This is a genomic window from Granulicella mallensis, from assembly GCF_014203225.1.
GTDB classification, from domain to species: Bacteria; Acidobacteriota; Terriglobia; order Terriglobales; family Acidobacteriaceae; genus Granulicella; species Granulicella mallensis_A.
The window spans coordinates 75,881-88,232 of record NZ_JACHIO010000009.1; the positions used below are offsets into that span (position 1 = coordinate 75,881).

11 protein-coding genes are annotated in these 12,352 nt (G+C 61.1%); 8 read left to right on the forward strand and 3 right to left on the reverse strand.

From position 1 onward, the window contains the following. The first annotated feature begins 58 nt into the window (after window positions 1-58). Window positions 59-940 (forward strand): class A beta-lactamase, encoded by an 882-nt coding sequence (gene bla, locus HDF15_RS11820; RefSeq protein WP_184255744.1) that lies wholly within the window; start codon window positions 59-61, stop codon window positions 938-940. A 1-nt stretch (window position 941) separates the two neighbouring features. Here the strand turns inward: bla and HDF15_RS11825 are convergent, their stop codons facing one another. Beyond that, window positions 942-1,844: a neutral zinc metallopeptidase gene (locus HDF15_RS11825; protein ID WP_184255746.1), complete on the reverse strand. Its 903-nt coding sequence runs from the start codon at window positions 1,842-1,844 to the stop codon at window positions 942-944. Between the two features lie 120 nt (window positions 1,845-1,964). Between HDF15_RS11825 and HDF15_RS11830 the strand changes: the two genes are divergently transcribed. From HDF15_RS11830 to rsmA, 3 genes are read left to right on the forward strand one after another with little or no spacing between them, the layout of a single operon-like run. After that, on the forward strand, window positions 1,965-3,566 hold the full coding sequence (locus HDF15_RS11830; protein ID WP_184255748.1) for a glycosyltransferase family 39 protein: 1,602 nt from the start codon (window positions 1,965-1,967) through the stop codon (window positions 3,564-3,566). A 44-nt stretch (window positions 3,567-3,610) separates the two neighbouring features. Beyond that, window positions 3,611-4,975: an APC family permease gene (locus HDF15_RS11835; RefSeq protein WP_184255750.1), complete on the forward strand. Its 1,365-nt coding sequence runs from the start codon at window positions 3,611-3,613 to the stop codon at window positions 4,973-4,975. 2 nt (window positions 4,976-4,977) lie between these two features. Beyond that, a complete protein-coding gene (gene rsmA, locus HDF15_RS11840; RefSeq protein WP_184255752.1) occupies window positions 4,978-5,853 on the forward strand; it encodes a 16S rRNA (adenine(1518)-N(6)/adenine(1519)-N(6))-dimethyltransferase RsmA in 876 nt (291 codons plus the stop codon). Between the two features lie 226 nt (window positions 5,854-6,079). Here rsmA and ruvC read toward each other — a convergent pair whose 3' ends face one another. Then, complete coding sequence (ruvC, locus tag HDF15_RS11845) at window positions 6,080-6,583, reverse strand: crossover junction endodeoxyribonuclease RuvC (RefSeq protein ID WP_184255754.1); 504 nt, start codon at window positions 6,581-6,583, stop codon at window positions 6,080-6,082. Window positions 6,584-6,685: 102 nt separating this feature from the next. Between ruvC and HDF15_RS11850 the strand changes: the two genes are divergently transcribed. The 4 genes from HDF15_RS11850 to HDF15_RS11865 all read left to right on the forward strand — a co-directional run bounded on the left by HDF15_RS11850 (window position 6,686) and on the right by HDF15_RS11865 (window position 9,529). Then, entirely contained in the window at window positions 6,686-7,495 is an 810-nt protein-coding gene (locus HDF15_RS11850) for an N-acetylmuramoyl-L-alanine amidase (protein ID WP_184255756.1), read from the forward strand. Further along, complete coding sequence (locus HDF15_RS11855; protein WP_184255758.1) at window positions 7,492-8,169, forward strand: GerMN domain-containing protein; 678 nt, start codon at window positions 7,492-7,494, stop codon at window positions 8,167-8,169. Before HDF15_RS11850 ends, HDF15_RS11855 begins: the two co-directional genes overlap by 4 nt. Before the next feature lie 12 nt (window positions 8,170-8,181). Then, window positions 8,182-8,985, forward strand: a complete 804-nt coding sequence (gene murI / locus HDF15_RS11860; protein WP_184255760.1) for a glutamate racemase — start codon at window positions 8,182-8,184, stop codon at window positions 8,983-8,985. Window positions 8,986-9,142: 157 nt separating this feature from the next. Further along, window positions 9,143-9,529, forward strand: a complete 387-nt coding sequence (locus HDF15_RS11865; protein ID WP_184255762.1) for an EVE domain-containing protein — start codon at window positions 9,143-9,145, stop codon at window positions 9,527-9,529. A 272-nt stretch (window positions 9,530-9,801) separates the two neighbouring features. Here HDF15_RS11865 and HDF15_RS11870 read toward each other — a convergent pair whose 3' ends face one another. Continuing rightward, a complete protein-coding gene (locus tag HDF15_RS11870) occupies window positions 9,802-12,117 on the reverse strand; it encodes an isoamylase (protein WP_184255764.1) in 2,316 nt (771 codons plus the stop codon). Window positions 12,118-12,352 lie beyond the last annotated feature (235 nt).

The following is a 12,352-nucleotide window of genomic DNA, read 5'->3' on the forward strand; positions in this document are numbered from 1 at the left end:
CAGCAACGTCTCGCTCTAGTTACTGGCCTCCCTTGCATCCTTGCAGTACGTTGACGACATGCGCCCGCTATCGCTCCTCGCTCTCTTCACTCTTGCCACTCCCCTCATCGCCCAGACACCGCTCCACCAGCAACTTGCAACGATAGCCACAGACGCACGCGGGCAAGTCTTCGTCGCCTGCTCTCTTCCCGGCATCGCCATCGATTGCAATCTGAACCCGCACGGCCACCCACCGATGCAGTCGACCTTCAAGCTACCCCTCGCCGTTGCGGTCCTGCAGCAGGTAGAACGCGGCAAGCTGACACTCGATCAACCCATCCGTTTTCTACCTTCGGACCGTTACCCCGGCACCTATAGCCCGCTGCAGGATGCGCATCCCGAGGCCAACGTTGACGTCCCCCTGCATAGCCTGCTGCAACTCTCGGTCGGACAGTCCGACAACACCGCTTCCGACATCCTGCTCCGCATCCTCGGTGGCCCACAGATAGTACAAGAGTCGATGAACAAACTCGGCCTGCCCGCCATCCATGTTCGCGACAGCGAGCGCGGCCTGCACGACGACTTCCAGGCACAATATCGCAACGACGCAGAGCCCGCCGCGATGGTCGCCCTCCTGCGTATGCTGGCGGACCACTCACCCCTCAGCGCGGAGCACACCGTGTTGCTCAACCGCTGGATGACTGAGTCCTCAACCGGCCCTCACCGCATCAAGGGATTGCTGCCCGCAGGAACGCTGGTCGCACACAAAACAGGAACCTCCGGCGAACACAACGGCTTCGCGCCCGCGACCAACGACCTGGGCCTCATCACGCTGCCCAACGGCCAGCGCCTTGCCGTCGCCATCTTCGTCACAGACGCCCACGCAGACGAAGCCACCCGCGACGCCGTCATCGCACGCATCGCCAAAGCCATCTACGACAGCGCTCTCACAACCCGCTGAACTACTCCGCCGTTCCACCGCCGAACGTATTGCAGCTAGCCGGGTCGCCACTGTTCAGCCCGGCATTGAACCACTTCTCTCGCTGTGCGCTCGATCCATGCGTCCAACTCTCCGGGCTCACCGCGCGTCCGCTCATCTTCTGCAGATGGTCATCACCTACAGCAGCAGCCGCACTTAGCGCCGCGGCAATATCGCCGTTCTGCACAATCCCACGCTGCTGCGCCGAGTGCGCCCAGACTCCCGCATAGCAGTCCGCCTGCAGCTCCGTGTCCACCGAAAGATGTCCGCGCTGGCTCGGCTCCTGCTGCGTAAGACGCTGCACCTTGGCCTCTGTTCCCAGCAGCTTCTGAATGTGATGCCCAAGTTCATGCGCGATCACATACGACTGCGCAAACTCCGCCGTGCTTCCGCCAAAACGCTTCAGGTCGTTCCAGAACCCGAGGTCGATATAAACCTTCTCATCCGCCGGGCAGTAAAAGGGCCCGGTCGCAGCCTTCGCGGTGCCACAGCCGGAATAAGTTGCCCCGCGGAAGAGCACCAGCTTCGCATGCCGATACGGCTTCCCTTCCTTCTGGAAGATCCCCGTCCACGTCTTCTGCACATCGTCGAGCACAAACGAGATCAGGTGAGCGTCGCGATCTCCTGCAGCCCGCGTCTGCGGCGCCACAGGCTGCGTCGGCTGCATCTGCTGTGTCGGCGGCATACCGCTACCGCCCCCATGCAGAAATGATCCCAGGAAGTTGCGGCCGGTCACCAGGCTTATCACCAGCAGAATGAGGAAACCGACGATTCCGATCCCTCCACCGCCGCCTCCAAAGCCAAACCCACCACCGCCTCCGCCGCCCCCCGAATCGTCCCGGCGGTCCTCAATATCGCTGCTCATTCCTCCTGGCGTCCACTCCATCGTCTCTTCGCTCCCCTGGGTCTTTGCCCCTTAGAATGTCATGCGTAGCTGGAAACCAATGTACTGGAACTTTGTGGCATTTGCTGGCGTACTCTTGTCCAAAGCAAAACCTGGCTCCCTATGACCAACACAACGACCGACACAACCATCGTCCGCCCCGCCGATCCCACATTCCGTGAAGCCCTGCGCCTTGCAGCAATCTTTGCTGCCATCAAACTGCTGCTCCATTTTGCGCTGACGCTATGGACACAGCACCTCGGCTACAGCTACTTCCGCGATGAGTTCTACTACATCGTCTGTGGCCGGCATCTTGCCTGGGGCTATGTCGATCAAGGCCCTATCGTCGCAGTACAGGCCCGGCTCGGAGAGCTCCTCTTCGGGGACTCACTCTTTGCCATTCGCATCCTTTCGGCTCTGGCGGGTGCGGTCGCGGTCTTTCTCACGGGCCTGCTCACCTGGGCGCTCGGCGGACGGCGTTCCGCCCAGGGCCTCGCGATGCTCGGCATTCTCGTCGCGCCGTGCTACCTCGCTATCGACAGCTTCCTCTCGATGAACTCGTTCGAGCCGATGTTCTGGGCCACCTGCATTCTCGCCATCGTGATGATGCTGCGGGGACATTCGCAGCGTACCTGGTGGATCGTGCTCGGCATCTCCGCGGGCCTCGGCTTGCTCAACAAGCCCTCCATGGTCTTCGTCCTCATCTCACTCGGTCTTGGACTGCTCTTCACTCCGCAGCGCCGCCTCCTCTTCACATGGCAGGCCGCGCTCGGCATCGTCCTCATGTTCGTGATCGTCGCCCCCAATGTTCTCTGGCAGGCCCACTATCACTGGCCTCTCCTGGAGTTCCTTCACAACGGCAAGGTTGGACACAAGACTCCCATCCTCGGGCCACTCGCCTTCTTCGGAACCCAGATCTCGACCATGCATCCGCTCACGGTCTTCCTTTGGATTCCCGGCCTCATCGCCCTGCTAAGGAGCCGATCTCTCCCCAACTGCCGCTGGCTCGGCTTCACCGCAGTCATCTTTTTTGCCTTGCTCATGCTCATGCACGCCAAGGACTACTACGTCGTGCCGATCTATCCCGCGTTATTTGCAGCAGGAGGCATCGCCTGGGAGCGCTACTTTGCATCCCGGAGTTTTCGATCTCCGCTCGCCATTCCTCTCTACGAAACCTTACTGCTGATCACCGGCATTCTTATCCTGCCCATGGCGATTCCCGTCCTTGCACCCGACACATGGATTCGTTACACCACGACGATGCACCTCCACGCCGACAAACTGGAGAGCGCCGAAACCGGCCCGCTGCCACAGCTCTATGCAGATCGCTTCGGCTGGCAACAGGAGGTCGATGCCGTGGTGCGAACCTATCGTTCCCTCTCCCCCACGGATCAAAAGACCGTCTGCCTCTTCGGCGACAACTATGGTGAAGCCGGAGCCATTGATTTTCTCGGCAAGCAGGAGGAGCCAACGCTTCCCCCTGCCATCAGCCCTCATAACAATTACTGGATGTGGGGCCCGCATGGTTGCACGGGGCAACTGCTCATTGCCGTTAGCGACACCACACCCGAGCAACTGGCACATAGATTCGAGGACGTCACGATCGTCGGACGCATAGATCACCCACTCGCCATGCCCTTCGAGCACAGGAATATCTATCTCCTCCGGAACAGGAAGCCAGGCGCGCCGCCCTTTGATTGGGAAGAGATGAAGTTCTATTTTTAATCGTCCTTTCAGGGCGCGGCACGCCTTCTGATACTCTCCCACCCATGACCTCCGAGGCCGCAACAGCCCCTTCGGCGACCGAACTCCCGCGTGTCCTCACCGCCACCCACGCTACGGCGATCGTCGTCGGCATCATCATCGGCTCGGGCATCTTCCTGGTTCCGCGCGAGATGATGGCCGCCGTCGGCAGTTCGCGCATGGTCTATACCGTGTGGATCGCCGGAGGCCTGCTCTCCCTCTTCGGAGCCATGAGCTACGCCGAAGTCGCCGCCATGAAGCCCCGCGTCGGCGGCGAGTACGCCTTTCTGCGCGATGCCTACGGCGACCTCACCGCGTTCCTCTACACCTGGACATGGACGCTCATCGCCAAACCCGCATCGATCGCTACGATCGCAGCCGGACTGATGCGTGTGCTCGGAACCTTCTCTCTCTTCGCATTCCTCACACGTCCCGCCTTCGCGCACCTGCTCTGGAGCCAGGTCTTCGCCATCGTCGCAACCTGGCTGATTACTGCACTCAACATCGTCAGCACCCGCAACTCTGCAAACGTACAGACGGCGCTCACCTGGCTCAAGGTGCTGATGATCGTCGTCATCGCAGGCTTCTGTTTCGCAAGCCTCCAGCACGGCTCATGGCATAACTACACAACGACCTTCCACGGCGCGCGCGGAGGCTTCAGCGGCTTCATGATCGCGCTCATCGCTGCGCTCTGGGCCTACGACGGCTGGTCCGACGTCTCGCAGATGGCCGGCGAGGTAAAGCAGCCGCAACGCTCCCTGCCACTGGCTCTGGTCGGCGGCGTAGCCATCGTGGGTGGACTCTACATGCTCACCAACGCAGCCATTCAGTACGTGCTGCCCGCCGCAGCTATCGCCCTCTCCGACCGTCCTGCAGCCGATGCTCTCCGCCTGGTAGCCGGTAACGCCGGAGCCGCTCTGGTCTCCATCGGAATGGCCGTCAGCATCTGCGCAACGTTCGTCGGAAGCTCACTCTCAGGCGCGCGCGTCCCCTTCGCCGCAGCCCGCGATGGCCTCTTCCCCAGTCCCCTGGCAGCCATCCATCCGCGCTTCCGTACACCCGCTGCCAGCCTCATGTTGCAGGCTGTCCTGAGCTCTCTTCTGCTGCTCGCCGTCGGCAGATTTCAAGCCCTGTTCTCGCTGGCGATCTTCTCCGAGTGGCTTTTCTACGCGCTCACCGCCGCCACAGTCTTCGTCTTTCGCCATCGCGAACCCGATACACCGCGGCCCTATCGCGTTACAGGCTATCCTGTTGTTCCGGCGTTATTTATCCTTGCAGCAGCCATCCTGCTGGTCTTCAGCTTCATCGATCAGCCATTCAACTCCATCGCCGGAGCCGCCGTGATCCTCTGCGGCATCCCGGTGCACCTCTACTTTCAACGCCACAAATAACCATGTCTAAGAAACCCAAACTAGGCCAGAACTTCCTCGTCGACGAGAGCGCCTGCCTCCGCATCTCCGAATCGCTCGGCGACACCCGCGCCCGCACCGTCGTCGAGATTGGCCCCGGCCACGGAGCCATCACCGATCTGCTCGCCCCGCGCTGCGCCCGCCTTCACTGCATCGAGTTCGACCCCGCACTTGCCCGCGAGCTGGCCTTCCGTTTCCGCAACGACCCCCACGTCACCATCCACAACGCCGACATCCTGCAAACCGACCTCTCGCAACTCGAATCTCAAAACTCGAATCTCGAAGCAGAACCCTCTTCGCTAAACCCCTCATCGCTCTCTGCTCAACCAAACCCACCCAGCACCCTGGACGTCATCGGCAACCTCCCCTACTACATCACCTCGGACATCCTGCTGCACCTCTTCATCGCCGCGCGCAAGGGCATCCTGGCCCGCGCCGTGTTGATGATGCAGCGCGAGGTAGCCGAACGCATCGCCTCCGCTCCCGGCTCCAGCGACTACGGCGCGCTCTCCGCCTTCACCCAGCTCCACGCCCACGTAACGAATCTCTTCACGCTGCCGCCAAACGCCTTCTCACCGCCACCGGACGTCTACTCCACCGTCCTGCGCCTGGACTTCGCTCCACGCTTCACGGAACTGGGCGTCGAACCCGAAGGCTTCAACACCTTCCTGCGCTCCACCTTCGCGCAAAAGCGCAAGACACTCGCCAACAACCTGCGTGTCGCCGGATACAGTTCCGCGCAACTCACGTCAGTCTGGCCCGCAAGCATTCCAGCGCAGGCCCGCTCTGAAGCCGTTCCATTGGAAGCAATGGCCGAGCTCTATCGAGCACTCTCAACGAACGCAACCGAGTCTCTCTGAGCTTCAGCTTTTGCTTTTGTCTTTGCCTTTCTGGTTGTCATTCCGAGCGTAGCGAGCGAACCTGCTCCCTCCCGCTCTTCGTCCGTATCGCCCAGAAATATGGGCTAGAACTGGCGCCTGGCTTGAGTTGACGCACAACGTTTGTGCCAGCACAAGCAAAAAGCGGGAGACAGCAGCTACGCTCGGAATGACAACCAGAAAGGCAAAGACAATTGCCTATGAGCTCTTACCGCCGCACCATCTCCGCCGTCTGCGCATGATGGATATGACAGATCGCAATCGCCAGCGCATCCGCCGCATCCGCGGGCTTCGGAGCCTCATCGAGCTCCAGCAGCCGCGCCACCATGAACTGCACCTGCTCCTTGGCCGCCAGCCCATAGCCGACAACCGCGCTCTTGATCGACAGCGGAGCATACTCCGCTACCGTCAACCCGCAGTTCGCGGCAGCCAGCATGGCCACCCCGCGCACCTGGCCGAGCTTCAGCGCGCTCTTCGCGTTGGCGGAAAAAAAGACTTCCTCAATCGCCACCATCTCCGGCTGCCAGAGCTGCATCAACGCGATCAACTCGGAGTACACCTGCGCGAGCCGCACCGCCGTCGAGTCCTTCTTGCTCAGCTTCACCGCACCCGCGCACAGATACCGCAGTTTTGGCGTGCGAGCCGAGTCATCGACCTCGACGACACCGTAGCCCGTAAACTCCGTTCCGCAATCGACGCCGAACACCCGCATTCCCTGAGTCTAATGCCGAAGCACCCATAGAGCTCAGCCCGCGCATCAAACCCGATACAATCAGACCCATCGCAGCATGGACTGACGAAAGCTACCGCAACCTTGAACCTCGCTCAAAAATCGGTTATCTGCCTCCTGGCACTCGCGACACTCCCCTGCCTGGCGCAGACCGCGGCCTCGCCCGCGCAGGCCTCTCCAGCGCCAAACCACCCGAAGCCTCCGGCCCCGCTTCCTCCCAGTCCGTTCAACCGCACCACCATCCTTCTCGACCCGGCGCACGGAGGCGCCGACAGCGGCTCGCGCATCAGCGATACCCTCCTCGAAAAGGACATCACGCTGTCTCTCGCGTTCAAGCTGCGCTCCCTGCTCGCCGCCCGCGGCTTTACCGTCGTCATGACCCGCGACAGCGACGCCGCCACCCAGGCCGACACCCCCACGCCGCTCACGCTCGACGACCGCGCCGGGATCGCCAACCGCGCCCATCCCGCGGCCTGCCTGCTGCTGCACGCAACCGCCGCAGGCCGGGGAGTCCACCTCTACCGTTCGGAGCTCGACCCCATCCCTTATGAGGTCAATGAAACTCCGTGGCTGACCGCGCAGGCCGCCTGGGTCACGCAGAGCCAGAATCTGCAAAAGCAACTCGGGATGGCACTCACCCGAGCCCACGTACCTCTGGTCTTCAGCCGCGCCTCCGTGCGCCCGGTCGATTCGTTCGCCTGCCCCGCGCTCGTCGTGGAACTCGCCCCGAAAGGCAGCGATAACTCCACACTCACAGATGACGGCTACCAGCAGCAGGTAGCCCGGGCCATCGCGGCAGCCCTGGTCTTCTGGCAGAACCAGGCACAGCCGCCACAGCGGCTGCCCGCAGTGCAAACTCCCGCGTCAGCCCCGGAGACAGGAGCGCAGCCATGATCTCCCGCCACCAGCGCATTGTCTTCTGGAGCCTCGTCGGTTGCATCCTCGCCATGGGAGCCTTGCTCTTCGGCGAACGGCAGCATGCCCGCGACCGTATCGTCGCGCTCGCCGACGCCACGCCCCTCGACGCCCCCTACTCCACCACCGAGTCCGTCACGCTCGACCTCGCCAACGATGCCGACGGCTCCATCACTGCGACCACGCGCCCCATCGCCCTGCCCGGTGAAGTAACCGCGCGGGCGCGCGCTCTGCTGGAGCATCTCATCGCCGAGTACTCGTTGCCCGGCTCGACACACCCCCTGCAATCAGGGGCAGCCGTCGACGATGTCTTTCTCCTGCCCCTGCCCCTGGTCGGTCATTCAGCGAACACCTCTGCTCTGATCGCCTCCACCGACCCGAACGCGCTGCAACCGCAGACCCCCGGCGGCGAACTCGCCGTCATCAACCTCCGCAGCACCTTCGTCAACGCGCATCCCTCCGGCGTTGAGGTTGAATCTCTGACCCTGCTCTCCATCATCGGCACGCTACACACCAACCTCCCGCAGATCGAGCAGATCCGCTTCCTGGTCGATGGCCAGCCGCGCGAGACGCTCGCGGGCCATGCCGACCTGCTGCGCACCTATCCGTCCAGGGACACCACGGTGCAGGCCCAACCCACTACCGAACCCTGAGTCTTGTCTCCTATGCCTTCTCCCATCATCGGTGTCTTCGACTCCGGCTTCGGCGGCCTCACGGTCCTGCGTGCACTCCTGCCGCTCGTTCCCGGCGCGCACTACGTCTATCTCGGCGACACAGCACGTCTGCCCTACGGCTCCAAGTCGCAGGCCACCATCGCCCGTTACGCTGTAGAGAGCGCCCGCTTTCTTGAAGAGCGCGGCTCCGATCTCCTGGTCATCGCCTGCAACACCGCCACGGCGCTGGCGCTCCCCGAGATCCGTGCCGCCGTCGCAGTTCCTGTCGTCGGCGTGATCGAGCCCGTCGTGCGCGCAGCGAATCTCCAGCATCCCAGCGCGGAAGTTCTCGTCCTTGCCACCACCGCAACAGTCCAATCGCACGCCTATCTGCAGCACTGCGAAGCGCTCGGCCTTCGCGCCACAGAGAAAGCCTGCCCGCTGCTGGTGCCCCTGGTAGAGGAGGGTTGGATCGATCATCCCGTCACCCGCGATGTCCTCCACATCTACCTCAAAGAAGCTCTCGCGACCTGCTCTCCGAAGGCAGTACTCCTCGGCTGCACGCACTATCCCCTGCTGGCCTCTCTCGTCGAGACGACGCTCCGCGAATTAGGCTCACACGCCGTCGTCATCGACTCCGCCCAGGCCACAGCCGCAGAGGTCGAAACGCACTTCCCTGCCGCTGCCCCTTCCAATACCAACGCTGCCAGCTTCGAGTGTTTCGCCACAGACTCCGTCGAAAAGTTCCAACGCCTCGGCAGCCTGTTTCTCCAGCACCCCATCGACCAGGTACAACACCTCGATCTCGGTGGCTAAAGCAAATCTCCTGTAGATGTATAGCGAAGCCACGACACTTATGTCCGTTTTTCCCCAGAAAAACGGTACTGCACGCCCGATTCAACTTCCCAGTAACAGGAGATTTGCTCTAGACGCAATTTCATTCCTCTACGCTCTATCCTCTACACTCTGCTTTATGCCCTACCTCCTCAAATCCGAACCCGATAAGTACTCCTTCGACGACCTGCTGCGCGACGGCGAGACCGTCTGGGACGGCATCAAGAATCCGCAAGCCCTGATCACGCTGCGCAACATGAAGCGCGGCGAAGATTGCATCATCTATCACTCGAACGTCGGCAAGGCCGCGGTAGGCACAGCCAAGGTCGTCTCCGTCACCACCGACCCGGACAACCCCAAGATCCCCATCGTTCGCCTGAAAGCAGGCAAGCGCCTGAAGCGCGAGAAGCCTCTCGCCGAGATCCGCGACGCCTCCGTCTTCCACGGCTCCATCATGTTCCGCCAGTTCCGGCTATCGGTGGTTCCCCTCAGCGACGAGCAGTTCGACTGGCTCGTCCACGGTTAGTATTCCGAGCCTAGCTAGAGTCCTGAAGTCTTTCAGTTAATTGAAGAATGATGGCCCTTTCAACACAGCGCGAAGCGCATTCCCTGACGCTTTAGCGTCAGGGAGACGGAGGAGCCGTAGCCTTTAGGCTACGGAATAAAAAGCCAGGCAAGAATTGGGCTTTAGCCCTGGGCCTTTTGTCCGCAGCCGAAAGAGAGCTCGGGCTTAAGTTGCCTCCCTTACCCTCCGCCCCGCGACGCTAAAACGTCGCGGTTTGCACTTCGCGCTCCAACCTACTTCGCTATCAGCAACAACAACGACTGCCCACACTGCCCATACGTAGTCCCTCCCCCACCAATCAGCGTTTCACTCCCCGGAGCAACAAACGTATTCGCCCCATCGTTCCAATCGCACGTATCCGTCACCCGATACCAGTTCGTTCCGGTGGGAGGCGTAGGCAACGTGAAGTTCACGCTGCCTGACCACCCATTGAAGGCGATGTACATCGAGTTGGCATCGCCAAAAGAAGAACCGTTGACCGTATAGGCAATCGCATTGTTGCTGGTGTTGTCCCAGTAACTCGTATCAGCCACCGCGCCGCTCGGCTCATACCAGACAAGCTGGCTGGAGCTGTACCAGGTCGCCGGCCGCAACGCCGGATGCGCCTTGCGAAACGCAATACTCCTCTGCGCAAAGTTGTAGAAGTTCGACTGGTCGCTGCTCCAGCTATAGTTCAGCCAATTAGCGGGCGAGTCGAGATTATAGGCATTGTTATTGCACTGCAGCGTCCGCAGATACTCATCGCCGCCCTGCATCAGCGGCGTTCCAGCCGATAACATCTCGAACGCCATACCCGTGCGCGCAGCACGGCGTTGATCTGCCGCCGCCCCTCCCTGGTCCCAACTGTAGTTCGTGCTGGTGCCGCCATCGGATGGCCCGTAGGGCCACGCCTGGCTATTGCTGGAGCCGTTGCAGGAGTAGACATCCTTCAGCGTCAAGCCATCGTGGATATCAATAAAATTTGTAGAGTTCCAGGGCGCACGGCCGCTGGCCTGAAACAAGTTGGAAGAGCCCGAAAAGTCATTCGCATCCTGACCGATGGAGATCGTCATATTGCCAAGCTCGTTCTGTGCCTGACGCATACTATCCCTGAATACTCCATTCCACTCCGACCAACCCACTGGAAAGCCCCCAAGCTGATAAGAGTTGCCTCCGATCGCCCAGGGCTCGGCAAAGAGATCGACGCCACTGCCTCCCGCCGCCGGGCGCACCGTCAACTCCCGCAGAATGCGATTGACCGCGACGTTCGAGTCCTGCGCGTCGAAGTTATAGCCTCCACTCGGGCAGTTCGGAGCCGCAGCTTCGGCAGCCCCATTCAGACAGCTATTGGCCAGAACCGAAGCAAGGTCGAAGCGGAAGCCGTCCACGCCCATCGTGTTCGTCCAGTAGGCCAGCGAATCGACGATCAGGTTCTGAGCCACGGTGTTGTAGGTGTTGTAATTGCCGCCAACTCCAGTGTTGTCGTAGTAAAACTGATTGCCCGCGCTGAGCTCGTAGTAGGTCGTGTTATCCAGTCCACGCCAGGAAAGAATCGTCGCGGTGGTTGGGTCCGTGTTGCTCCAGGTGCCACCTTCAGCCGTGTGGTTGTAGACCACATCCATGTACACCTTGATGCCCGCATTGTGGAAGGTCTGCACCATCGCCTGAAACTCGGCAGTCGGTCCGCCCGGAGCCTTGTTGTAGGCATAGCGACGATCCGGAGCAAAGAAGTCCTCAGTCGAATATCCCCAGTAGTTCTGGTCTACATCCGAGTTCGGAACGACATCATTCTCGTCATTCTGCGTCTCCTGCACAGGCAGAAACTCAACCGCGGTAACACCAAGGCTCGCCAGATAGCTCGCCTTGAGCCCGGCGCCATAATAGGTGCCCTGGTAAGCCGTCGCGATGCTGGGGTCCTGCTTGGTCAGTCCCCGGACATTCACCTCATAGAGGACATCGTCCTTCTGCGCACGCGTCGGCTTGGTGCCGGTGCTCTGTCCGCTGGCCGCCAACACAACGCCCTTGGAAGCATAGGTTCCGCTATCCATCGTCCGGTACAAAGATCCCGACGCGAAGATATTGCCGTTCTGGTTCGAAGCATTGAGCGGGTCCTGGCTGATCTCCAGCGCATAGGGGTCCAGCAGCAGCTTATTCGGATTGAAGCGGTTGCCGTTCGCATCGACATCCGATACAAAACCCGCCGAAGACCCTTTCGTCCAGCTCGTACTGTAGGGCCAGTTCGGTCCCCAGGCGCGATAGCCGTAATAGACCGTCCCGGTAATCCCGGCGGACTGAATCGCGGAGACCGGTACCGTCACCGCCCAGACGCCACTGCCTGCCACGCTTAGAACATAGGTAGCGGACTCCTGGACCCCGTACCCAGCGGAATAAAGATAGAGCACCATGCGGGTAGCCTGAGAGGAGTAGACGCGAAAGGTAATGTCAGTCTGGGACGAGTTATAGCTTGCACCGAGGCTCATACTATTGATCGCCGCATGAGCGGGCGTCATCAGAACGGCGAGGCTGGCGCAGGCCAGCGCCAGGGTCACGAAAATCTTCGGACATTTCATTTTTGTCTATCTCCGTAAGCATGTGGTGGGGACTTCAACCACGCCGCACACACTGGAAGAACGGCCCGCATCAGCGCAATCTTTTCGCTCCCTTTTATGGCTCTTTTTTTCATCAACAGGCAAATTCCCTGTGTTCAAGCACTTGCAGCTTGTTTACCGCTCGGTGTACGGCTCAAGGTAACAGGCAGGAGGAGCCTCCCCTCCTCCTGCAGCAGACTCCGAACGCTGCTCTCAG

Bases quoted from the DNA above. Each gene is read 5' to 3' on its own strand.
- bla (WP_184255744.1), top strand. From the start codon at position 59: ATGCGCCCGCTATCGCTCCTCGCTCTCTTCACTCTTGCCACTCCCCTC.
- HDF15_RS11825 (WP_184255746.1), bottom strand. From the start codon at position 1,844: ATGGAGTGGACGCCAGGAGGAATGAGCAGCGATATTGAGGACCGCCGG.
- HDF15_RS11830 (WP_184255748.1), top strand. From the start codon at position 1,965: ATGACCAACACAACGACCGACACAACCATCGTCCGCCCCGCCGATCCC.
- HDF15_RS11835 (WP_184255750.1), top strand. From the start codon at position 3,611: ATGACCTCCGAGGCCGCAACAGCCCCTTCGGCGACCGAACTCCCGCGT.
- rsmA (WP_184255752.1), top strand. From the start codon at position 4,978: ATGTCTAAGAAACCCAAACTAGGCCAGAACTTCCTCGTCGACGAGAGC.
- ruvC (WP_184255754.1), bottom strand. From the start codon at position 6,583: ATGCGGGTGTTCGGCGTCGATTGCGGAACGGAGTTTACGGGCTACGGT.
- HDF15_RS11855 (WP_184255758.1), top strand. From the start codon at position 7,492: ATGATCTCCCGCCACCAGCGCATTGTCTTCTGGAGCCTCGTCGGTTGC.
- murI (WP_184255760.1), top strand. From the start codon at position 8,182: ATGCCTTCTCCCATCATCGGTGTCTTCGACTCCGGCTTCGGCGGCCTC.
- HDF15_RS11865 (WP_184255762.1), top strand. From the start codon at position 9,143: ATGCCCTACCTCCTCAAATCCGAACCCGATAAGTACTCCTTCGACGAC.
- HDF15_RS11870 (WP_184255764.1), bottom strand. From the start codon at position 12,117: ATGAAATGTCCGAAGATTTTCGTGACCCTGGCGCTGGCCTGCGCCAGC.